This window comes from Arthrobacter oryzae, from assembly GCF_031454875.1.
GTDB lineage: Bacteria > Actinomycetota > Actinomycetes > Actinomycetales > Micrococcaceae > Arthrobacter > Arthrobacter oryzae_D.
The window spans coordinates 434,396-456,365 of record NZ_JAVDRQ010000002.1; the positions used below are offsets into that span (position 1 = coordinate 434,396).

The window sequence follows — 21,970 nt, forward strand, 5'->3', positions numbered from 1 at the left end:
AACTGGCATCGGAATCGTCCCGCGACCGACGCCGACTGGTCCGGCGTATGCGCAAACCTGGAAGTCTGACCGGTACTACTCCTCCGGCCCGTACTCCGGGCCTAATCCGTGCCGCGCCACAGCAGCCCGAGCTCCGGAAACGCCGCTTCGTAGCCGGCGAGCAGTTCGACGGCGAGCTCGTCCGAGTCAGTGAGCGGGTGGAGTGCGAAGGCCCGGACGGCGTCGTCACGCCGGCCGTGCGCCGCCGCGGACACCGTCAGCCGCTCCACCTCCTTCACCCGTTGCATGAGGGCCAGCTGTGCGGCGGCCGGGCGGTCCTGTGGCAGCGGCACCGCGCCGTCGGGGGTCACCCTGCAGGGAACCTCGACGACGGCGTCCGCCGGCAACCCGGGAATCGCACCGGCGTTGGGGGTATTAAGGATGAGCTCGGCACCGCCAACACCTCCGGCACCGCCGGATGAAGTTCCGCCGGAGAGGGCACGCATGACGCCGAGGGCAACGCGCTCGTACCCGCCGCCGGCGAGGTCTTCCTCGTCCCGCTGTTCGCCGCCGGCACGGGCCTCGGCCAGGTAGCCCTCCTCACGGGAACGGCGGGCAGCGTCCCAGAGCTCAAAGGCCCGGGGGCCGGCTGCGGCAAGCGTGGGGTACAGCCCGGACTGCTGCTCGTGGATGGACTCGCCGCGGGTCTGCGGCATGCCCCGGATGGCCCCGACGGCCCGCCCGGTGTCGTAGTAGTAATACAGGTACTCGTTGGGCAGGCAGCCCAGGGACTGGAGGAAGGGCTGCGGAAAGAGCCTTCCCTCCTCGAACCCGGACAGGGCCTGCGCGTCCGCCAGGAGATCCGGCAACAGGTCCTTGCCGCCGGCCTCCAGCCGGTACAGCCAGCCGAGGTGGTTGAGCCCGTAGTAGCCCACGCCGTCGAGCTTTCCCTCAGGCAGCGGTGCGCCGGCGGCGCGGGCCGCCCGCTGAACCAGGGCGCCGGCCGAATCGCAGATGCCGATCACTTTGCTGCCCAGCACGGGGACCAGTGCCTCGGTGACCATCCCGGCCGGGTTGGTGAAGTTGACCAGCCAGGCCTCCGGGCAACGCTGCTTCATTTCGCGGGCCAGCTCCAGCATCCCGGGAATGGACCGCAGCGCGTACGAGATGCCGCCGGCGCCCGTGGTTTCCTGGCCCAGGAGGCCCAGGCCGAGGGCTACGCGTTCGTCCGCTATCCGGCCCGCCGTGCCGCCCGGGCGGATGGCCGCGAACACCATGTCCGTGCCGTCGAGTCCCTCGGCCAGGGAGGTGGTCGTGCTGACGGCAGGGCCGGACCTGGCAGGGCCGGACCTGGCAGGGCCGGACCCGGCAGGGCCGCTTCGGGCAGGACCCGGCCCGTCCGAGGCAGAACCCATCGACAACAGGACGGCCTTGACCGCGGCGAGCCGGAGGGGGTCGACGTCGAACAGGACCAGCTCGCGCACCAGCCCCGCGAACGGGCCGGAGGAGAGCGCCCGGTACACCAGCGGGACCCGGAACCCGCCGCCACCGGCAATCATGAGCCGCATAACACGCAGTCTATTCCGGGCAGGCCGCGCGGGCCCGGTCCCGCCCCGGCGCGGCACTTTGCAGGGCACGCACGAGGGCGTAGTGTGCCGAACATGGACGCGATACCAGAGCGCCGGTTCGACCCGCTCTCCCACGTCCGCACGCCCGCGGACGGGAGCTTTGACCTGCTCCTGACCGGGACGGTTTTCCAGGACATCATCTTTACCGGGCTGCCGCACGCACCGGAGCCGGGCACGGAGATCTGGAGCGAGGGCATGGGCAGCTGCCCGGGAGGGGTTGCCAACCAGGCCATCGCCGCCGCCCGCCTGGGGCTGCGGACCGGGCTGGCGGCTGCGTTCGGCGACGACGGCTACGGGGACTACAACTGGAAGATCCTGGCTGCCCAGGAACACGTTGACCTGTCCCTTTCCAAGCGCGTCCCCGGCTGGCACTCGCCCGTGACTGTATCCCTCAGCGTGCAGCACGACCGCTCCATGGTGACCCACGGGCATCCCGCGCCGGTAACCTCATCGGAACTGATCGGTGATCCGCCCGCGGCGCTCGCCGCCGTCGCGGACCTGGACGAGGACCTCGCCCCGTGGGCCGTTGCCGCGCACAGCGCCGGGGTCAAGCTTTTCGGCGACGTCGGCTGGGACGCCACCGGCAAATGGTCCGGCACCCGGCTGGACAACCTGCAGTATTTCCACGCCTTTATGCCCAACCAGCGCGAGGCCATGGCGTTCACCGGCAGGGACACTCCGTGGGCAGCTCTGTATGCGCTCGCTGACCGGGTTCCCGTGGCGGTGGTGACCTTGGGACCCCAGGGCGCCATGGCCGTGGACTCCGAAACGGGGGAGGAGGAATGGGTGCCGTCCCTGCCGGTCTCGGCCTACGACCCCACCGGGGCCGGGGACTGCTTCGGCGCCGCGTTCATCGTGGGTAGCCTGGCCTGCTGGCCGCTGGCGGACCGGCTCCGGTTCGCGAACCTGTGCGCGTCCCTGGCGGTACAGGAAGTGGGCGGGTCCCTGGCAGCGCCGGGCTGGGGGGACATCGCCGACTGGTGGAAGCGGGCCAACGCCCGGCCTGAACGGCAAAGCAGCCAGTGGCTGCGGCGCTTCAGTTTCCTGGAGGAGATCGTGCGCGATGTCCCCCCGCAGGCGATGCGCCGGGCCACCGCCACGATCGCCCACCTCTCCGACGCCTAGGCGAATTAAGCCGCCCGCCCCGCCGCCACTAGAATCACTAGGGTGACTTACCCAGCAGCAGGCGGCGACGTCCGGCCCGTCCCGGACGCCGCGCCCGGCCCCGCCAACGAACGCTCAGCAGTGATCGACCTGGACGCCATCCGGCACAACGTCCGCCACATCGCGGCGGTGGCGTCGCCCGCCAAGGTCATGGCCGTGGTGAAGGCGGATGCCTACGGGCACGGTGCCGTTCCTGTGGCCCGGGCAGCGCTCGAGGCCGGGGCGCGGTGGCTTGGTGTTGCGCATATTTCCGAGGCGCTGGCCCTGCGTGCTGCGGGCATTGAGGCCCCTTTGCTTGCCTGGCTGCACACGCCGGAGAGCAATTTCGGTGCCGCTGTTGCCGCCGGAATCGACATCGGCTGCTCCGGCTGGGAACTGGAAAAGATCGTCCTGGCAGCCCGTGAGCAGGAACGGCCCGCGCGTATCCACCTCAAGGTGGACACGGGACTGGGCCGGAACGGCGCAACGCTGGACGCCTGGGACGGCCTGGTGGGCGAAGCCATGGAATACCAGGACGAGGGCCTGCTCCGCGTGGTGGGAATTTTCTCCCACCTCGCCGTGGCAGACGAACCACAGCGCCCGGAAACGGACGAGCAGCTGCAGGCCTTCCGCGAAGTCCTGGCCATCGCCGAGGACGCCGGGGTGGACCCCGAAGTCCGGCACCTGGCCAACACCCCCGCCGCGCTTTCCCGCCCGGACACGCACTTTGACCTGGTCCGCGTGGGCCTGGGCATCTACGGGCTTTCACCCTTCGAAGGCCAGTCTCCGGCCGAGCTGGGACTCCGCCCCGCCATGACCGTCCGCACCAAGGTGTCTCACTGCAAGGACGTCCCCGCCGGCCAGGGCGTCTCCTACGGGCTCAACTATCACACCGGCGGCGCCAGCACCCTGGGTCTGATACCGCTGGGATACGCCGACGGCGTGCCGCGCGTGGCCACGGGCGGTCCCGTCCGGGTGGAAGGCCGCAACTACCCGGTGGTGGGCAGGATCGCCATGGACCAGATGGTGATCGACCTCGGACCCCGCGGTGTGGCGTCCGGCGGAGCCAGCGTGCTGGGAGCCGAAGCGGTCCTGTTCGGCGACGGTGCCGACGGCGGGCCGACGGCGGATGACTGGGCCCGGGCGGCGGGCACCATCAACTACGAGATCGTGACGCGGATCAGCCCGCGTGTCCCGCGGCGCTACATCAACGAAGGACCCGCCGACAGCCAGGGGGAGGGAAGATGAGCGATCAGCAGTGGGAACTGTCCCTGACAGTCCAGAGCGCCGAGGAAACGCACGCCCTCGCCGCGGCCCTCGGTGCCGTCCTCGAGGCGGGCGACCTTGTCATCCTGACGGGTGAGCTGGGAGCCGGCAAGACCACCTTCACCCAGGGGCTCGGCGAAGGCCTCGGGGTGCGGGCCGGCATCATTTCCCCCACATTCGTCCTGGTCCGCATCCACCCGAACCTTCCGGACGGGCCGCGCCCCGGCGGGCCCGACCTGGTGCACGTGGACGCCTACCGGCTGGAATCCGCGGCGGAAATCGATGACATCGACCTCGAAAACACCCTGGACAGCACCGTGACCGTGGTGGAGTGGGGCCGGGGGCGGGTGGAACACCTGAACGACAGCCTGCTCGACGTCGAACTCCACCGGCCGCTGGGCGCCGCCGCGCTGAGCGCGGCCTTACCGGGTACCTCCGCGGCGGCTGCGTCCCTACCGGACCCCGCCGGCGACACGGACGGTGTGCTGGACTTCGACACGGACGACGACGACGAGCCCCGCACCATCGTGATCCGCGGCTTCGGGCCGCGCTGGGCTGAACAGCCCCTGCTCCCTGCCGCCCTGAAAGGGAACTCCTAATGCTTATCCTTGCCATCGACACGTCAGCCGTCGCCAGCGCGGCGCTGGTTTCGGACGATGCGCCGGAAGGGGTGCTGGCGAGTTTCTCCACTGAGGACACCCGCAGCCATGCCGAAGTGCTGGCCCCCGGCATCGACGCCCTCCTCGCCGACGCGGGAGTCACCGGCGCGGATATCGACGCGGTTGTCACCGGTGTGGGCCCGGGACCGTTCACTGGACTGCGGTCCGGGATCGCCACGGCGCGGACCCTGTCCTATGTGTGGGGCAAACCCCTGTACGGGCTGATGAGCCTGGACGCCATGGCACTGGAAGTGGCGGAATCCACCTCTGCCGTGCCGGAATTCCTGGTGGCAACGGACGCCCGGCGCAAAGAGGTTTACTGGGCCCGTTACTCACTCGCCGACGGCCAGCTGCCCCAGCTGGTGGACGGCCCGCATGTGGGGTTCGCGGCAGACCTTCCCGACCTCCCGGCCTTCGGCGCCGGCGCCGGCATTTACGAGGACGTCCTTCGCGCCGATCCGGACTTCAGCTCCGAGCAGCCCGATGCCCTCTACCTGGGCCAGTTCGCCCTGGCCAGGCTCGCTGCAGGGGAGCAGCTGCTGGACTCCACACCGCTGTACCTCCGCGAGTCCGACGCACAGGTGCCAGGGCCCCGGAAGCGTGCACTGTGAGCGGCATTGCCGGGGGAGGAACCGGCACCGCACCGGCCGGGGTGACGCTGCGCAGCATGAACGGGGCGGACATCCCCGCAGTGCACGTGCTCGAACGCAGGCTGTTCCCCGTCGACGCGTGGCCGCTCCAGATGTTCCATGACGAACTGGCGCAGGCCGAGACCCGCCATTACCTCGTGGCCGAGGTTGCCGGTGAGATTGTGGGCTACGCCGGGCTGATGTGCATCGAACCGATCGCGGACGTGCAAACCATCGCGGTGGTGCCCGAATGCGAAGGCAAGGGCATCGGCTCGGCCCTGCTGACCGAGCTCATTGCCGAAAGCCGGCGTCGCCGGGCCGCGGACGTGCTGCTGGAAGTCCGGGCGGACAACCCCCGCGCCCAGGGCCTTTACCGGCGGTTCGGCTTCGAACAGATCCACGTCCGGCCGAGGTACTACCGGGACGGCGTTGATGCCCTGATCATGCGGCTCCAGCTCCAGGACTCCAGCCTTGTGGCACGACCGCACAGCACAGACCACTCGCCGGCTACGGAGGCAGACACCCCATGAACCGAACGCAGCCCCTTGTCCTGGGCATCGAGTCCTCCTGTGATGAAACGGGCGTAGGTATCGTGCGCGGAACCGCCCTGCTCAGCAACACCGTGTCGTCCTCCATGGACGAGCATGTGCGCTTTGGCGGCGTCATCCCGGAAATCGCGTCCCGCGCCCACCTTGATGCCTTCGTGCCCACTCTCCAGGAAGCCCTGGCGGCGGCGGGGGTAACCCTCGACGACGTCGACGCGATCGCCGTCACTTCCGGTCCCGGGCTGGCGGGAGCGCTGATGGTGGGCGTGTGCGCCGCCAAGGCGCTCGCCGTGGCCACGGGCAAGCCCCTCTACGCCATCAACCACCTGGTGGCGCACGTCGGCGTTGGCCTGCTGCAGCCGGACGGCGGCGGCCCGCTGCCGGCCAACACGCTGCCGGAGAACCTGGGCGCCCTGCTGGTCTCCGGCGGGCACACCGAAATCCTCCGGATCAGGAGCATCACCGACGACGTCGAGCTGCTGGGATCCACCATCGACGACGCTGCCGGGGAAGCCTACGACAAGGTGGCACGGCTCCTGGGGCTCGGTTACCCGGGCGGACCGGCCATCGACAGGCTCGCCCGCACCGGAAACGCGAAAGCCATCCGGTTCCCGCGCGGGCTGACGCAGCCCAAGTACATGGGCACCGCTGAAGAACCCGGCCCGCACCGGTACGACTGGTCCTTCAGCGGACTGAAGACCGCCGTCGCCCGGTGCGTGGAGCAGTTCGAGGCCCGCGGGGAAGAGGTGCCGGTCGCAGACATCGCCGCGGCTTTCCAGGAGGCAGTGGTGGACGTCATCACGGCAAAAGCGGTGCTCGCCTGCCGGGAAAACGGCATCACCGAACTTCTGCTCGGCGGTGGCGTGGCGGCAAATTCGCGGCTGCGGCAGCTCACCGAACAGCGCTGCACCTCGGCCGGGATCAGGCTGACCGTTCCGCCGCTCGAGCTGTGCACTGATAACGGTGCGATGGTGGCCGCCCTGGGTGCCCAGCTGGTCATGGCCGGCATCGACCCCAGCGGCATAGGTTTCGCCCCGGACTCGTCCATGCCGGTCACCACGGTTTCGGCCTAGCCGCGTCGCCTCAGGCGGTGGGGCCGTTCCGCATCTGCCTGACGAGATCCAGCACCACGGTTTGGAGGTTGCCGCCGTGCTCTGCGGCCACGCGGCGCTGCCGCTGGTAGCCGGCGCCGCGGCTGATGATCTTTTCGACGTCGGCAAGCTCGTCGGAGCAGCCGAGTTTCGCGGCCACGGGTTCGAGCCGGTTGAGGGTTTCAAGCAGGTGTTCGGTGACCAGCTTCTCGTTGCCTTGGGCGTCGAGAATGATGATCGCGTCCAGGCCGTACCTGGCGGCACGCCATTTGTTCTCCTGGACGTGCCAAGGCGGCATGGTGGGAATGGTGCCGCCGTTGTCCAGCGTGGTGGAGAATTCGTCCACCAGGCACTGGGTCAGCGCGGCGATCGCGCCGACCTCCTCCAGGGTGGCCAGACCGTCACAGATGCGCATCTCGATGGTGCCGAGGTTGGGGACCGGGCGGATGTCCCAGCGGATCTCGGAGATGGTGTCGATCACTCCGGTGGTGTACATGTCCTCGACGTAGGACTCGTACTCGGCCCAGGTGGAGAACTGGAACGGCAGGCCGGCGGTGGGCAGCTGCTGGAACATCAGGGCTCGGTGGGACGCGTAGCCGGTGTCCTCGCCGCCCCAGAACGGGCTGGACGCGGACAGCGCCTGGAAGTGCGGGAAGTAGTTCACCAGGCCGTCCAGCACCGGCAGGACCTTGTCCTTGCTGTCCAGGCCGACGTGGACGTGGACGCCGTAGATCACCATCTGACGGCCCCACCACTGGGTGCGGTCAATCAGCTTGGCGTACCGGGCTTTGTCCGTCACCGGCTGCAGCTGGGGAGGGCTGAAGGGGTGGCTGCCGGCGCAGAAAACTTCAACGCCCATGGGATCGGTGACTTCCCGGACGGCGGCGAGCGAACTGCTGAGGTCGGCCTTGGCCTGGGCCACGGTTTCGCAGATCCCCGTGACGAGCTCCACGGTGTTCAGCAGGAGTTCCTGCTTGATGTGGGGGTGTTCGTCATCCTCGTTGAGCTCGGGGTGGTTGGCCGTAACGCCGCGGAGCACCTCATTGGCCACCGAGGCCAGTTCGCCGGTCTGCGCGTTGACCAGGGCCAGCTCCCATTCCACACCAAGAGTTGATTGCCTGGATGAAGCGAAATCAATCTTCATGTGGTCCCTTCACTGTTCCGCCGTCCGCTGCCGAAGCCGCCTGCGGACGGGCAACGGGTGGTTCAAGTCTAGTGCAGGGGTAGCATCGAGTTGATGGCTTGGACTCAGGGACGCAGTGACAGTGCCCACAGGAACACAGTGGCCGGAACAGCGGCCAAAACGGCAGCCACGCTCGCGGTGGCCGTCGCAGTGCTTGCCACGAGCTCGTGCACCGGTGGGCCCGCTCCATCCGGTTCCGGAACGTCGCCGGGAACCGTATCGGCAACGCCTTCAGGGAGCGCCACCCCCTCCGGACCCGGGGTTTCAGGCCGTCCGGCCACGCCAAAACTTTCCACGCCCTCCCCGGGGGAGCGGCAACTGGGCTGGGGCCCGCAGCAGAAGGACGAAGACTCAGCACGCGCGGCCGTCGCCAAAATGAGCGTCGAACAGAAAGCCGGGCAGGTGCTGATGCCCTTCTTCGCCGGCACTGATTTCGCTGCCCATGCGGCCACCGTGGAACGGCTGCACCTCGCGGGATCAATCATCATGGGCGACAACGTGCCCCAGGCAGCTGACGGCACCGTGGACACGGCCGCCATGGCGGCCGGGCTGGCCCGCCTGCAAAAGGCAGCCAAGGCGGACGGGCGCACCTGGCCGGCCATCATGGGCGTGGACCAGGAGGGCGGTATGGTGGCCAGGCTCCGCGCTCCTTTGACGGAATGGCCGGCTCCCATGAGCTACGGCGCCGCAGGCAGCGTCCCGCTGGCAAACGAGGCCGGCAAGGCGTTGGCCTCAGAGCTGGCAGGGCTCGGATTTACTGCGGACTTCGCGCCCGCAACCGATGTCACCGCCGGGCCGCAGGATCCCACCATCGGGGCCAGGGCAATGTCCGGCGACCCGGACGCGGCGGCAAGCCTTGGTGTCGGCTTTGCCCAAGGGATGCTGTCAGCCGGGGTCCTGCCCTCGGTCAAGCACTTTCCCGGGCATGGCTCCGTGGCGGTGGATTCGCATGAGAGCCTGCCCGTGCAGAAGGCAACCGTGGAGCAGCTCCGGGTGAGGGACTGGAAACCGTTCCAGGCCGCCATCGATGCCGGCCTTCCCCTGATCATGACGGGGCACATTTCCGTCCCCGCGTTGGAACCGGGCGTCCCGGCGTCGCTGTCCAAGCCCAGCTACGCTGCCCTGCGCGGCATGGGCTTCAAGGGCGTTGCCGTGACCGATGCCCTCAACATGGGCGCGGTGCAGAAGCAGTTCCCCGGGGAGTCCGCCGCGCCGCTGGCGCTGGCCGCAGGCGCGGACCTGCTGCTGATGCCCGGGGACGTGGCAGCGGCGCACGCGGCAGTGGTCAGCGCCGTCAAATCCGGCGCACTGCCCCAGCCGCGCCTGGATGAGGCGGCGCAGCGTGTGGTGACCATGATGATGTGGCGTGCCCGGACTTCAGCGCCGCAGGGTGCCACGCCCGGTAGCGGTTCCGCCCTCTCCCAGCGTGTTTCCGCGTCGGCCGTCACAGTCCTTGCCGGACCATGCCGCGGCGCGATGGTGCCCGGCAGCGTCCGGGTGGCCGGCGGCAGTGAACTGGACCGGGCACGTTTTGCCCAGGCCGCCCGCGCGGCAGGTCTTGCCCTTGGCGCCGGCCCCCTCGTGACGCTGATCGGCTATGAAGAGCCGCCGGCCAAGGGCGACGTGGTGGTGGCACTTGATGCGCCGTGGCCGTTGGCAGGCTCGGCGGCACCGGCAAAGGTGGCGCTGTACGGACGCAGCCAGGAAGCCTTCAACGCCCTGGCTGCCGTCCTGGCGGGAAAGGCCTCCGCCCCGGGAAAGCTGCCTGTCGCCGTCGGACCTTTCGCCCCCGGCAGTGGTTGCTGAGCGCCGCTGCCCGGCTGCGTCGCCTCCCCGCGGCGTAACCGTCATAGTGGGGGTCCTGGCCGTCTTAGTCCGCGACCTGCCCCGTTCCTATCGGGGATCTGCGGCTGCGGAGCGTTTAATGGACCCGTGCCAATTCTGAATAAAGACATGACCCTGTGCATCTCCCTCTCGGCCCGGCCGAGCAACAACGGGACCCGTTTCCACAACCATCTGTATGAGCAGCTGGGCCTGAACTGGATCTACAAGGCCTTCGCGCCGACGGACCTGGCCCAGGCCATCGCCGGCGTCCGGGGCCTGGGGATCAGGGGCTGCGCCGTGTCCATGCCCTACAAGGAAGACGTCATCGAGCTGGTTGACGTCATGGACCCCTCGGCCAAAGCGATCGATTCAGTCAACACGATCGTGAACGACGGCGGCCGGCTCACCGCCTACAACACCGACTACACGGCGATCGAGCAGCTGCTGCAGCGCAACGCCGTCCCCACCCACTACTCTGTGCTGCTGAAGGGATCCGGGGGCATGGCCAAAGCCACCGCCGCCGCCCTCCGCGACGCAGGATTCCGGGACGTCACCATCATTGCCCGGAACGAGTCGTCCGGTAGGCCGCTCGCGGACCTTTACGGGTTCAAGTGGAGCCCGGAACTTCCCGCGGCGGACGCCGGGGGTACCGCGGACATGATCATCAACGTTACGCCCGTCGGCATGGCGGGCGGAGCGGAGGCAGACTCGCTGTCCTTCCCGCCGGAGGCGGTGGACGTCGCGCAGGTGGTGTTCGACGTCGTCGCGCTGCCCGCCGAGACGCCCCTCATCAAGGCGGGCCGGGCCGCGGGCAAGACGGTCATCACCGGGGCCGAAGTAGCCACCATTCAGGCCTTGGAGCAGTTTGTGCTGTACACGGGCGTCCGGCCCACCGACGAGCAGGTCCGGGCCGCGGAAGAGTTCATGCGGGCCCAGTAATAGGGAAGCCGCTACACGCGGGGCTGCACCGGGTCCACCGAAATGGCCACCCGGTCCTCACCGATCCTGGTGAGGACCAGGGTGGCTGTTTTCTTGCCCTTGGCCCCCTTGCCGGCATTTTTGCCTGCGCCAAGGAGCTGCTTGCGGAGTTCCTCCGGTGTGACCGCGGTGCCCCGCTTCTTGATGTCCAGCACACCGATGTTGTGCTGCTTGACCCAGGCCTTGAGGGCCTTGACGTTGAACGGCATGACCTCCAGGACCCTGTAGGCCCTGGCGAACGGTGTATCCACGAGCCCGGGCGCGCAGATGTAGGCGATGTGTTCGTCCACGAGGTGGCCGTCGATCCGTGCCGCGACATCCGCCACGAGGCCGGCCCGGATGACGGCGCCGTCCGGCTCGTACAGATAGCCCTCCACCGGCCCCACGGGGGCCACGGGGCCGGCGTCGAACTCTTCCGCACTGGTGATCTCCGCGGCGCCTTGCGGCCCGAGGAGCAGGGCCGCCCGCCGGATGCCCGGCCGGCTGACCGCGTTGAACCACAGCGTCACTTCGGTGACGTCGCCGCCCACGGAGACCCATTGCGCCTCGCATCCGGCGGGGACGGACTCGTGCGGCATGCCCGGTCCCATCTTCACGCCCACGGCCCGTCCGGAACCGGCGAGGGTTTCCACGAAGGACAGCGGCGGGGAGAATTCCTCCGGGTCCCAGATCCGCCGCGTCCCGGAGGTCGAGGTGGTGCGGCGGGCCGGGTCCAGCCAGACGCCGTCCACGCCGTCGAGCGGAACGGACGTGGCATCGGAGTGAACCACGCTGGCGTGGGGGAAGGGAATCAGGTTCATGGTGGCGCAGGCGGCCGTGGTCTCATCCATTTCCACGGCGGTGACTTTGATGTCCATGGATGCCAAAGCCATGGAGTCTGCGCCCAGCCCGCAGCCGAGATCCGCCACATGTTCAATTCCGGCGGTCGCGAACCGTTCCGCGTGCCGGGCCGCGACGTTGAGTCGCGTGGCCTGTTCCAGACCCGCCTGGGTGAAGATCATCTGTCGGGCAAATTCGCCGAACTTGGCTTCAGCCTTGGTCCGCAGCCTGGACTGGGTGAGTACCGCTGAAACCAGGGCGGGGGAGTGGCCGGCCTTCCGGAGCGATTCGTTGAGCCGGAACGCGTCGTCCTCCCGATAGGGTCCCAGCGACGCCAGCAGTTCCCAGCCTTCGGTGGTCAGGAGCGGGGCGATCAGGTCCTGCGGTGCGTCAGCCATGTCATCCAGCCTAATCGAGGCGGCGGACACGTACGGTGCGGATAGTGTGGGAAGCATGGAAGACAGTGCAGGGCCGCAGCCACCGATCGATGACCAGGGCAATGACCACCACCAACCCACGGGCCTTGCGAAGTACGCCAGGCCGGCGCTGATCGCCGGTTCCGCCATCGCCGTGGTGTGCCTGGCACTCCTCGTGATCATCTTCTTCCTGGACTCCTTCAACGCAACCGTGTATTCGGTGGGCGGCAAGAACATCCAGGACGCCACCGACGAGGCGCAGCAAATCCGCGAGTCGTACGCTGCCGTCCGCACGGGCGGACTGGTGTTCCTGATTGCCTCGGTGGTTACGGCTCTCGCTGCCGCCGTCGTGCTTTACCGGAACCGCAACGTTACGGGAGACGACGGCACGGACGACGGCGACGACGTCGACTTTGAGGACCTGGCCGGGCGCTAAGTGTTCACCGCCGACGAAATTCTGGCACTCGCCTTGACCGAGTGCTAACCACTTACATAGAGTCATCATTAGCACTCTCCCTAGGAGGGTGCTAACACATGGAGAACTGCCAGCCACGCTGCTGCCGGCACCGCGACGACGGTTTGCATGCTCAGGCGCAACAGTTTTCCAGTCCATGAATTTGCTGACGAAGAAGGAGAGGTCCGAGTGTCGGTCTCTATTAAGCCTCTTGAGGATCGTATTGTTGTCCGCCCGCTCGAAGCCGAGCAGACCACGGCTTCCGGCCTGGTCATCCCGGACTCCGCGCAGGAGAAGCCGCAGGAAGGCGAAGTTGTTGCAGTCGGCCCCGGCCGCTTCGAAGACGGCAACCGCGTGCCGGTCGACGTCGCCGTCGGCGACGTTGTTATCTACTCCAAGTACGGCGGAACCGAAGTCAAGACCGGCGGCACCGAGTACCTCGTGCTGTCCGCCCGCGACGTTCTGGCGATCGTTGTAAAGTAACTCTTGGATCCCCGCGCCGCTGGTCACGCTCTTTTGCTGGTCAGCGGCGCGGGGTTTCTGTCTTGAAAGGACAAAACCATGGCAAAGCAGCTTGCGTTTAACGACGCTGCCCGCCGGTCGCTTGAAGCCGGCATCGACAAGCTCGCCAACACGGTCAAGGTGACGCTTGGTCCGCGCGGCCGCAACGTCGTGCTGGACAAGAAGTGGGGCGCTCCCACCATCACGAACGACGGCGTGACCATCGCCCGTGAAGTCGAACTGGATGACCCGTACGAAAACCTTGGCGCCCAGCTGGCCAAGGAAGTCGCTACCAAGACCAACGATGTTGCCGGCGACGGCACCACCACCGCCACCGTCCTGGCGCAGGCCCTGGTCAAGGAAGGCCTTCGCAACGTAGCGGCTGGCGCCGCTCCGGGCCAGATCAAGCGCGGCATCGAGGTTTCCGTGGAAGCCGTCGCAGCCCGCCTGCTCGAGAACGCCCGCCCGGTCGAAGGCACCCAGGTTGCCAACGTCGCCGCCATTTCGGCACAGAGCGACGAGATCGGCGAGCTCCTGGCCGAGGCTTTCGGCAAGGTCGGCAAGGATGGTGTGATCACCATCGAGGAGTCCTCCACCACGCAGACCGAACTGGTCCTCACCGAGGGCATGCAGTTCGACAAGGGCTACCTGTCCCCGTACTTCGTCACTGACGCGGAACGCCAGGAAGCCGTCCTTGAGGACGCCCTCATCCTGATCAACCAGGGCAAGATCTCCTCGGTGCAGGATTTCCTGCCGCTGCTGGAAAAGGCGCTGCAGAGCTCCAAGCCGCTGTTCATCATTGCCGAAGACGTCGACGGCGAGGCCCTGTCCACGCTGATCGTCAACCGCATCCGCGGCACCCTGAACGTGGTTGCCGTCAAGGCTCCGGGCTTCGGTGACCGCCGGAAGGCAATGCTGCAGGACATCGCCACCCTCACCGGTGCGCAGGTTGTCTCCCCGGAACTGGGCCTCAGCCTGGATTCCGTTGGCCTTGAGGTCCTGGGTACGGCCCGCCGTATCACGGTCACCAAGGACAACACCACCATCGTTGACGGCGCCGGATCTGCCGAGGACGTTGCAGCACGGGTTGCCCAGCTGCGCGCCGAGCTGACCCGCACCGACTCCGACTGGGACAAGGAAAAGCTGCAGGAGCGCCTGGCCAAGCTGGCCGGCGGCATCGGCGTGATCAAGGTCGGCGCAGCCACCGAGGTTGAGCTCAAGGAAAAGAAGCACCGCATCGAGGACGCTGTGTCCTCCACCCGCGCTGCCCTCGAAGAAGGCATCGTTGCCGGTGGCGGTTCCGCCCTCATCCACGCCCTGAAGGCACTGGACGAGGACCCCACCGTCACCGCGCTGGAAGGTGACGCAGCAGCAGCTGTGGGCATCGTGCGCCGCGCTCTGGTCCAGCCTGTTCGCTGGATCGCCCAGAACGCCGGCTTCGACGGCTATGTCGTCGCTGCCAAGGTCGCGGAATCCGCCATCCACCATGGCTTCAACGCCAAGACCGGCGATTACGAAGACCTCATCGCCGCCGGTGTCATTGACCCCGTCAAGGTGACGCGCGCAGCCCTCCGCAACGCCGCTTCCATCGCAGCGCTGGTTCTCACCACCGAGACCCTCGTTGTCGAAAAGCCGGCCGAAGAGGACGAGCACGCCGGCCACAAGCACTAGTCCCCACCGTCTCCGACGGCGTGGGCCCACCAGCCTGTAGTCATAAAGAACCGGTCCAGCTTTGCTGGGCCGGTTCTTTGCGTCCCGGGGGTGCGGGGCGTCGCCTACCTTTTGACCGCGTAGCGCACGTGCGTGGCCAACGTCGAGCTGACTGTCTTGACGATTTCGAGGTCGACGTCATGATCGAAGCCGTCGAAAAGGCGCTTGCCGGAGCCCAGGATCACCGGTGCCGTCGACAGCACCAGTTCGTCCACCCGGCCGGCGGCCAGCGCCTGCCGGATCACATCCGCGCCGCCGCCGATTGACACGTCCTTGCCTCCGGCTACCCCGGTTGCCTGCACCAGGGCTTCGTCGAGTCCGGACACGAAGGTAAAACCGGACGCTGCCGCCGGCTGGTCCTGTAGGCGGTGTGTGAGTACGAACAGCGGGCCGGCGAACGGGTTGGTCCCTCCCCACGCCCCTGCGGCGTCATACATGCCGCGGCCCACGATGCCGGCACCCATGCCCGCTTCGAGCTCGTCGTAGAAATCCTTGTCGGGGCCGTTCATCGCGAAGTGGTGTCCGCCGTCGTAGGTCCAGGGGCCACCCATCACCCAGTAGTGCAGGCGCTCTCCGCCCTTACCCAGGCCGTAATCGGGCCCGTCCTCGGGGCCGGTGATGAAGCCGTCAACCGACGTGGTGATGGCTGCGATGACCTTGCCCATTACGTGGCCCCCATTTCCTGCGTTTCCACATCGCCCGCACGCTCGTAGACCAGCGACACCGCTCCCTTCGGGAAGGTGCGCGCCGGCTCGGCGAGACGGAACGTGGCCGGGATCGTGCCGGCGTCGAACAGGCGTTTGCCCTGGCCCAGGGTGACCGGATAGAGCCAGAAGTGGAGGCGGTCGATCACATCCTCCGCCAGCAGTGAGCGAATAAGGACACCGCTGCCGAACATGTGCACCTGACCGTACTCCTCGCGAAGCCGTCCTGCGGAGGCGGCATCCGGCAGCACCGTAGTGCCGGCCCAACCGGGATCAGTCAGGCTGCTGGAGACCACGAACTTCGGCACCCGGTTGAGCGTGCCGCCGATGTCGTCGGACTGGTGGGGCCAGTATGCAGCGAAGATGTCGTAGGTCTTGCGGCCGAGCAGCAGGGCATCGATGTTGCTGATCTCGGACTCGATGGCCGCCTCAGCCTCGTTGTCGGATACCGGCGCCTGCCAGCCCCCGAAAGCGAAGCCACCCTCAGTGTCCTCTTCGCGGCCGCCGGGCCCCTGGTAGACGCCGTCGAGGGTGATGAACAGGTTCGCGACGATGATTCCCATGCGTTCATTCTGGAACCGGGTTCCGGCACTGTCCAGCGCCGGCGGCCGGATCCCTGTTCGGCGCCGGCAGGCGTGGCAGACTGGACCCATGCTGCTCGAGGAGCTCGTGAGGACCACGGATGCCGTCGCGTCCACCCGCTCACGGCTCGCGAAGGTCGAGGCACTGGCCGGCCTGCTGCGCCGGCTCGAGCCCGCAGACATCGCAACGGCCGTCGGCCTGCTCATCGCCAGGCCGCGGCAGGGCAGAGTGGGGGTCGGCTGGCGCGGTATGGCGGCAGCCATGGGAGAGCCGGCCGCCGAGCCGAGCCTTACGGTCGCTGACCTCGACGCCGCATTGGACCGGCTGCTCGGCACCGCAGGCGCCGGATCCGCTGCCCAGCGCGCCGCGGCTCTCAAGCTGCTCACTGCCGCCGCCACTGAGCGCGAACAGGCCTTCATCTCCGGTGTGCTGCTCGGCGAACTGCGAACCGGTGCGCTGGAGGGGGTGCTGACGGATGCCATCGCCCGCGCCGCCGATCGGCCCGTCGACGCCGTGCGCCGCGCCGCGATGCTCTCCGGCGACCTCGGCGGAACCGCGCAGCTGGCCATCACGGGCACGGCCGCAGAGCTTGACGCCGTGGGCCTCGTCGTCGGCCGTCCCGTGCAGCCCATGCTGGCGTCAACCGCGGCAAGTACCAGCGCGGCGCTGGAGATCACGGGGGAGGCGTCCGTGGAATACAAGCTCGACGGCGCGCGCATCCAGGTGCACCGCGCCGGCGACGACGTACGCATTTTTACCCGCACGCTTGCAGAAGTGACCCACCGGCTGCCCGAGGTGGTGGAAGTAGTGCGCAGCTTTCCGGTGCACGATGTGATCCTCGACGGCGAGACTCTGGCCCTCGATGAGGACGGCGGCCCGCGGCCCTTCCAGGAAACCATGTCCCGCTTCGGGGCGGACGCGGCACGCACTACCGTGCTGCATCCATGGTTCTTCGACGTGCTGCACCTTGACGGCCGGGATCTCCTCGACGAGCCGCTGTCCACGCGCATCGGCATGCTGGAACGAATCGCCCCGGGGCACCGGATCCCGGGGGAGATCACGGCGGATCCCGAAGTGGCTGAAAGAGTGTCGCGGGATGCGCTCGACGCGGGGCACGAGGGAGTGCTGGTCAAGGCGGTCGGATCGGCCTACGCGGCCGGCCGGCGCGGTTCCAACTGGGTCAAGGTGAAACCGGTGCTCACCTACGACTTGGTGGTGCTTGCCTGCGAGTGGGGGTCAGGACGGCGCACCGGGCTGCTGTCGAACCTGCACCTTGGAGCCCTCGACCCCGCCGGTGAGTTCGGCGAACCCGGCGGCTATGTGATGGTGGGCAAGACCTTCAAGGGCCTCACCGACGCGATGCTGCAGTGGCAGACCGGGAGGTTCCAGGAACTCGAGGTGCGGCGCACTGCGGGGACGGTCTGGCTGCAGCCCGTCACCGTCGTCGAAATAGCGATCGACGGCGTGCAGAACTCCCCGCGCTATCCCGGCGGCATTGCCCTTCGGTTCGCACGCGTCAAGCGCTACCGCGAGGACAAGACGGCGGCAGAGGCAGACACCATCCAGACGCTTCGCGCGCTGCTGCGTTCGTAGCGGATGCGCGCCGGAAGGCAACTGTGTTCCGCTTGTGCCGGTTCTCCGGCGGGCGTACCGTGGCGCTTAACCGGCTGGGCGGGTGGTATCAGGAGGCCAGCATGTCAGCTGAGACGGACATCGACCGGGGCAGGTCGGCATTTCAGGAGCATCGCTGGACCGAAGCCCATGAGCGCTTCCACGACGCAGATGAGCGCGGCGGGTTGCCGGCTGCCGACCTCGAACGGCTGGCTACTGCCGAGATCCTGACCGGCGCCGGCACCACGGGGCTGGACACCCTGACCCGCGCCCACGAGGAGTACCTGGTGATGGGCGACGTCGAAAGCGCCGCACGCTGCGCGGGCTGGTTGGGCATGCAACTGATGTTCTTCGGGGAACAGGCCCGGGCCAGAGGCTGGTTTGCCCGCGGCCAGCGGCTCGTGGATGAAATGGCCGAGCCTGGCGCCGTGCAGGGCCTGCTGCTCCTCCCGGAGGGCCTGGGCAAACTCTACGGCGGTGATCCGGCGGGCGCCCTGCAGGCTTTCTCCCGCGTGGCTGAATTCGGCCAGCGTTTCCACGACAAGGACCTGTCTGCACTTGGCCTCCTCGGCACGGGACAGGCCACCCTGATGCTTGGCCACCCTGACCAAGGGCTCAGGATGTTCGACGAGGTGATGGTCGCGGTGACCGCCGGTGAGCTCTCGGCGATTCCGTCGGGGATTATCTATTGCGCAGTCATCGGCAACTGCCACCTGGCCTTCGACCTGGAGAGGGCACTGGAATGGACGGCGGCCCTGGACCGCTGGTGCAGTGCACGCCCTGACATGGTGTCCTTCAGCGGCCAGTGCCAGGCACACCGCGCCGAACTCTTTATTCTCCATGGCGCGTGGGACGAGGCGCTGACGGCAGCCGGGGCAGCGCAGGGACTCTCCGTCAAGGGAGACCCCCAGGCACTTTACGGCGCCTACTACCAGCAGGGCGAGGTGGAGCGGCTGAGTGGAAAACTGGACGACGCCGAAACCTCCTACCGGCAGGCAGCCCGGACCGGCTACGAGCCGCAGCCGGGCCTGGCACTCCTTTGGCTGGCCCGGGGAAATCCGCAGCAGGCCCAAGTGATGATCCGGCGGGCGGCTGACGCGGCCGACCTCGCTACCCGCCGGAACATGCTGCCGGCACTGGTGGAGATCGAACTGGCTGCCTCCGATCCGGAAGCCGCGCGCCGAGGCGTTCAGGAGCTGGAAGCCCTGGCCCGCGAATGCCCTACCTCCATGCTCCGTGCCTATGCCGGCCAGGCGGCGGGCGCTCTCCATCTTGCAACCGGCGATGCCGCGGCAGCCACGCACCCCTTGCGGGAGGCATGGCGGTTGTGGCTTGAACTCGGCGTTCCCTATGAGGCGGCCCGCTGCCGCGTGCTGATCGGCTCCGCGTGCCGCGCACTCGGCGATGAAACGTCGGCCCTGATGGACTTTGAAGCGGCGCAGGCGGAATTACTGGAACTGGGCGCAGCGCCTGCTGCCGCCTGGGCGGCCGCCGCCCTGATGCGCGAAGGAAACAGCGGCGCCAAGGGACCGCTGTCCCCGCGGGAAACCGAAGTGCTGCGGCTCGTGGCCTCGGGCCAGGGAAACCGTGCCATCGCCGCAGAGCTGTATCTCAGCGAAAAAACCGTGGCCCGGCACATCAGCAACATCTTCCTGAAGCTGGGGCTGTCTTCACGGGCGGCGGCCACCAGGTACGCCTTCGAGCACGGGCTCGCCGGATGACCCTCCGCAAAACCCAGGGGACTGCACAAAATTACCCATCGGCGTCTGCTGCAGAATTGCATAATTTGGCCGACGCGGGCCATGGGCCCCCGCCCGTAGCCTCAAAACATGAACCTTCCAGTCCTTGCCGGCACTCTTTCGACGGTGCTGTTCGCCGCGGGAATGCTGCCGATGCTGATCAAGGCAGCACGGACACGGGACCTCGCCTCCTACAGCCTGGGCAACCTGGTCCTGAGCAACGTGGCCAACATTGTGCATTCCCTGTACGTCTTCAACCTCCCGGCCGGCCCCATCTGGGCCCTCCACCTCGCCTACGTCTTCGCGTCCGCGCTGATGCTGGCCTGGTGGCTGCGCTATCGGGAAGCCGGACAGGACGGAACGGGCAGCATGCAGGCCGGCCGGCAGGAAAGTTCAGCCATGGATATCACCACACGTCATCAAGGAGCGCAGTCATGAACGCCAACCATTCAACAGGCATGCTGGACACGCTGGTCATCGGCGGCGGGCAGTCGGGCCTGGCCATCGGCCACTACCTGAAGGAGCAGCAACGGAAGTTCCTCATCCTGGACGCGAGCCCACGCACCGGCGACGCGTGGCGCCGGCGGTGGGATTCGCTCCGGGTGTTTACGCCGGCCAAGTATGACGGGCTGCCGGGGGTGCCGTTCCCTGCGGATCCGCTGTCCTTCCCCACGAAGGACGACGTCGCTGGCTACCTTGAGGGGTACGCGGCCCGCTTTGACCTGCCCGTCCTGAACGGTGTCCGGGTCGAGCGGCTGTGGCGGGAAGCGGACCGATTCATCGCCGCCGCCAACGGCCAGCGCTGGGAGGCGCGCAACGTCGTCGTCGCCACCGGCTGCTCCCAGGCACCAAAAACGCCTGCGTTCGCCGCGGAGCTGGATCCCGCCGTCGTCCAATTGCACTCCTGCGACTACCTCAACCCGGACCAGCTGCAGCCCGGCCCGGTCCTGGTGGTGGGGCTCGGGAACTCCGGCGCGGAGATTGGCCTCGAAGTCAGCCGGACCCATCCCACCACTGTGGCGGGAAAGCCCGGCGGCGAGCTTCCGGTCAGGCACGGCCGGAATGCAGCACGCTACTTCCTGCCCGTGGTGCGCTTCCTGGGCCTGCACGTCCTCACGCTCGGCAACCCGGTTGGACGCAAAGCCGCGCCCTTCTTCCATGCCACCGCCACACCCCTGATCCGGACCAAATCCAAGGACCTCGCGGACGCCGGCGTGAACCTCGTGCCGCGGGTCGCCGGGGTGCGGGACGGGATGCCGGTCCTGGCCGATGGAACCCGGCTGGAAGTGTCCAACGTGATCTGGTGCACGGGGTTCAGGGATGATTTCGGCTGGATTGATCCGGCAATGCTCGACGGCGGGGCGCTGCCGCCGCAGCAGCGCGGCGTTGCGGCGGGAACGCCGGGGCTGTTCTTCCTGGGCCAGGAATTCCAGTACGCCGCGGCATCGGCCACCCTCCCCGGGGCCTGCCGGGACGCCCGATACCTGGCCGGGAGGATCCCCGCGGCGCGCTAGCCTTGGGCACGCAGCGCCTGGTTCCTGAGCCGGCGGGCCATGTTCTCCGGCAACCGTCGGGTGATCACTCGGTAGAAAATCAGTACGGCCAGTGCCGCAGCCACAATTCCCACGAGGTTCAGCAGCAGCTGAATCGCCGATCCTGCCGCCTTTTGGTATTCGCCCAGGACCAGTGCAACCGCCACGAAGCCTGCAGCCGGAACGGTGGTCACGGAGATGAAGACTCCCACGAGGGCGGCTGAGCGGCGACTGATCATGGAGAGCATCCCGGCGGCGCCGGCCAGGACTGCAACGATCAGCGAGTAGGGGCCGGGGTGGTAAATGAACTCGACGGCGGACCCGGTGTCGAGGGCGTTGGCCGGAAAGAGCCCCAGCGGCACTGAAAGCCAGGCTGCCAGGGCAGCCAGGAGCATGGCGACAGGGAAGCCGATGCCTAGCGCCAGTGCGGCGCTGCGTCCCAGCTTCCATTTGCGCTGGGCCAGCGCAACAGCCAGGGCGGCGAGCGGCCCGAACTCCGGCCCCACCGCCATGGCCCCGACAATGGCGATGGTTGAATTCGTGACGATGCCTATGGCGGCCAACTGGGTCGCGAGTACCAGGAACGCCAAATAGCTCCAGGTGAGGCGCGCATCCTCGCCGGTCTGGCGGGTCACCTCGTCCCAGATCATCGCATCGGCACCGTCGCCGGGTGCTGCGGCTTCGGCCTGCTCGGCACGCCGGGAAAGCATCAGCTGCGGCATGGAGATGGAAATGGAACCCAGCTCCTGCACCTTCAGGACATGCAGCTTTTCCAGCAGCTCCTCCACCGATTCCCTGGCGACGTGGACCACCACCACATCGCCGGGCGGCTGGATGGAGGCCCCTTTGTGGACAGCCACTTCCGCTGCCCCGGTCTGCTGCGTGCAGCTTTCCACCACAAGCTCCGAGAGCTCCGCGGGTATGCAGATCCGCACCTGAACGATCACGTTGGCCACTCCTCAGTGTTTGCCGGCCCG

At 67.9% G+C, this 21,970-nt stretch carries 21 protein-coding genes; 15 read left to right on the forward strand and 6 right to left on the reverse strand.

Going from position 1 to position 21,970, the window contains the following annotated elements:
• Nucleotides 1–101: 101 nt before the first annotated feature.
• Nucleotides 102–1,547, reverse strand: a complete 1,446-nt coding sequence (locus tag J2805_RS05300) for a family 4 glycosyl hydrolase (RefSeq protein WP_309970246.1) — start codon at nucleotides 1,545–1,547, stop codon at nucleotides 102–104.
• A gap of 93 nt (nucleotides 1,548–1,640) precedes the next feature.
• On the opposite strand from J2805_RS05300, the gene J2805_RS05305 reads away from it, so the two are divergent.
• Genes J2805_RS05305 through tsaD form a run of 6 tightly spaced genes read left to right on the forward strand, consistent with a single transcriptional unit; the run spans nucleotide 1,641 to nucleotide 6,922 of the window.
• Nucleotides 1,641–2,732, forward strand: a complete 1,092-nt coding sequence (locus tag J2805_RS05305; RefSeq protein ID WP_309970249.1) for a PfkB family carbohydrate kinase — start codon at nucleotides 1,641–1,643, stop codon at nucleotides 2,730–2,732.
• Between the two features lie 42 nt (nucleotides 2,733–2,774).
• Nucleotides 2,775–3,998 carry an alanine racemase gene (gene alr, locus J2805_RS05310; protein ID WP_309970252.1) on the forward strand — a complete coding sequence of 408 codons (1,224 nt, stop codon included), beginning with the start codon at nucleotides 2,775–2,777 and terminating at the stop codon, nucleotides 3,996–3,998.
• Entirely contained in the window at nucleotides 3,995–4,615 is a 621-nt protein-coding gene (gene tsaE / locus J2805_RS05315) for a tRNA (adenosine(37)-N6)-threonylcarbamoyltransferase complex ATPase subunit type 1 TsaE (RefSeq protein WP_309970254.1), read from the forward strand. Before alr ends, tsaE begins: the two co-directional genes overlap by 4 nt.
• Nucleotides 4,615–5,286 (forward strand): tRNA (adenosine(37)-N6)-threonylcarbamoyltransferase complex dimerization subunit type 1 TsaB, encoded by a 672-nt coding sequence (gene tsaB, locus J2805_RS05320; protein WP_309970257.1) that lies wholly within the window; start codon nucleotides 4,615–4,617, stop codon nucleotides 5,284–5,286. The genes tsaE and tsaB overlap by 1 nt, the downstream gene beginning before the upstream one ends.
• A gap of 56 nt (nucleotides 5,287–5,342) precedes the next feature.
• A complete protein-coding gene (rimI, locus tag J2805_RS05325; RefSeq protein WP_309970597.1) occupies nucleotides 5,343–5,834 on the forward strand; it encodes a ribosomal protein S18-alanine N-acetyltransferase in 492 nt (163 codons plus the stop codon).
• A complete protein-coding gene (gene tsaD, locus J2805_RS05330; protein ID WP_309970260.1) occupies nucleotides 5,831–6,922 on the forward strand; it encodes a tRNA (adenosine(37)-N6)-threonylcarbamoyltransferase complex transferase subunit TsaD in 1,092 nt (363 codons plus the stop codon). Before rimI ends, tsaD begins: the two co-directional genes overlap by 4 nt.
• A 10-nt stretch (nucleotides 6,923–6,932) precedes the next feature.
• On the opposite strand, the gene J2805_RS05335 is transcribed toward tsaD, so the two are convergent.
• Nucleotides 6,933–8,084 carry a glutamate--cysteine ligase gene (locus tag J2805_RS05335; protein ID WP_309970263.1) on the reverse strand — a complete coding sequence of 384 codons (1,152 nt, stop codon included), beginning with the start codon at nucleotides 8,082–8,084 and terminating at the stop codon, nucleotides 6,933–6,935.
• Between the two features lie 414 nt (nucleotides 8,085–8,498).
• Here J2805_RS05335 and J2805_RS05340 point away from each other — a divergent pair, with 414 nt between their 5' ends.
• On the forward strand, nucleotides 8,499–9,929 hold the full coding sequence (locus tag J2805_RS05340; RefSeq protein ID WP_309970601.1) for a glycoside hydrolase family 3 N-terminal domain-containing protein: 1,431 nt from the start codon (nucleotides 8,499–8,501) through the stop codon (nucleotides 9,927–9,929).
• A 126-nt stretch (nucleotides 9,930–10,055) separates the two neighbouring features.
• Nucleotides 10,056–10,886 carry a shikimate 5-dehydrogenase gene (locus J2805_RS05345; protein ID WP_309970266.1) on the forward strand — a complete coding sequence of 277 codons (831 nt, stop codon included), beginning with the start codon at nucleotides 10,056–10,058 and terminating at the stop codon, nucleotides 10,884–10,886.
• Between the two features lie 11 nt (nucleotides 10,887–10,897).
• On the opposite strand, the gene J2805_RS05350 is transcribed toward J2805_RS05345, so the two are convergent.
• Complete coding sequence (locus J2805_RS05350) at nucleotides 10,898–12,142, reverse strand: class I SAM-dependent methyltransferase (RefSeq protein ID WP_309970269.1); 1,245 nt, start codon at nucleotides 12,140–12,142, stop codon at nucleotides 10,898–10,900.
• A 55-nt stretch (nucleotides 12,143–12,197) separates the two neighbouring features.
• Between J2805_RS05350 and J2805_RS05355 the strand changes: the two genes are divergently transcribed.
• The 3 genes from J2805_RS05355 to groL all read left to right on the forward strand — a co-directional run bounded on the left by J2805_RS05355 (nucleotide 12,198) and on the right by groL (nucleotide 14,786).
• Complete coding sequence (locus J2805_RS05355; RefSeq protein ID WP_309970272.1) at nucleotides 12,198–12,596, forward strand: hypothetical protein; 399 nt, start codon at nucleotides 12,198–12,200, stop codon at nucleotides 12,594–12,596.
• Nucleotides 12,597–12,803: 207 nt separating this feature from the next.
• The gene (gene groES / locus J2805_RS05360; RefSeq protein ID WP_003805290.1) at nucleotides 12,804–13,097 is read left to right on the forward strand and encodes a co-chaperone GroES; all 294 of its coding nucleotides are present in this window, start codon (nucleotides 12,804–12,806) and stop codon (nucleotides 13,095–13,097) included.
• A gap of 78 nt (nucleotides 13,098–13,175) precedes the next feature.
• Entirely contained in the window at nucleotides 13,176–14,786 is a 1,611-nt protein-coding gene (gene groL, locus J2805_RS05365) for a chaperonin GroEL (protein WP_309970276.1), read from the forward strand.
• 104 nt (nucleotides 14,787–14,890) lie between these two features.
• Here the strand turns inward: groL and J2805_RS05370 are convergent, their stop codons facing one another.
• Complete coding sequence (locus J2805_RS05370; protein WP_309970279.1) at nucleotides 14,891–15,490, reverse strand: dihydrofolate reductase family protein; 600 nt, start codon at nucleotides 15,488–15,490, stop codon at nucleotides 14,891–14,893.
• Complete coding sequence (locus tag J2805_RS05375) at nucleotides 15,490–16,092, reverse strand: dihydrofolate reductase family protein (protein ID WP_309970282.1); 603 nt, start codon at nucleotides 16,090–16,092, stop codon at nucleotides 15,490–15,492. Before J2805_RS05375 ends, J2805_RS05370 begins: the two co-directional genes overlap by 1 nt.
• 88 nt (nucleotides 16,093–16,180) lie before the next feature.
• Here J2805_RS05375 and J2805_RS05380 point away from each other — a divergent pair, with 88 nt between their 5' ends.
• The 4 genes from J2805_RS05380 to J2805_RS05395 all read left to right on the forward strand — a co-directional run bounded on the left by J2805_RS05380 (nucleotide 16,181) and on the right by J2805_RS05395 (nucleotide 20,975).
• Entirely contained in the window at nucleotides 16,181–17,704 is a 1,524-nt protein-coding gene (locus J2805_RS05380; protein WP_309970604.1) for an ATP-dependent DNA ligase, read from the forward strand.
• Between the two features lie 101 nt (nucleotides 17,705–17,805).
• On the forward strand, nucleotides 17,806–19,443 hold the full coding sequence (locus J2805_RS05385) for a response regulator transcription factor (RefSeq protein WP_309970286.1): 1,638 nt from the start codon (nucleotides 17,806–17,808) through the stop codon (nucleotides 19,441–19,443).
• Between the two features lie 108 nt (nucleotides 19,444–19,551).
• Complete coding sequence (locus J2805_RS05390; RefSeq protein ID WP_309970289.1) at nucleotides 19,552–19,899, forward strand: hypothetical protein; 348 nt, start codon at nucleotides 19,552–19,554, stop codon at nucleotides 19,897–19,899.
• Entirely contained in the window at nucleotides 19,896–20,975 is a 1,080-nt protein-coding gene (locus J2805_RS05395) for a flavin-containing monooxygenase (RefSeq protein WP_309970292.1), read from the forward strand. The genes J2805_RS05390 and J2805_RS05395 overlap by 4 nt, the downstream gene beginning before the upstream one ends.
• Here the strand turns inward: J2805_RS05395 and J2805_RS05400 are convergent.
• Complete coding sequence (locus J2805_RS05400; RefSeq protein ID WP_309970295.1) at nucleotides 20,972–21,940, reverse strand: DUF389 domain-containing protein; 969 nt, start codon at nucleotides 21,938–21,940, stop codon at nucleotides 20,972–20,974. The two genes, J2805_RS05395 and J2805_RS05400, sit on opposite strands and share 4 nt — an antisense overlap.
• Between the last annotated feature and the right edge of the window lie 30 nt (nucleotides 21,941–21,970).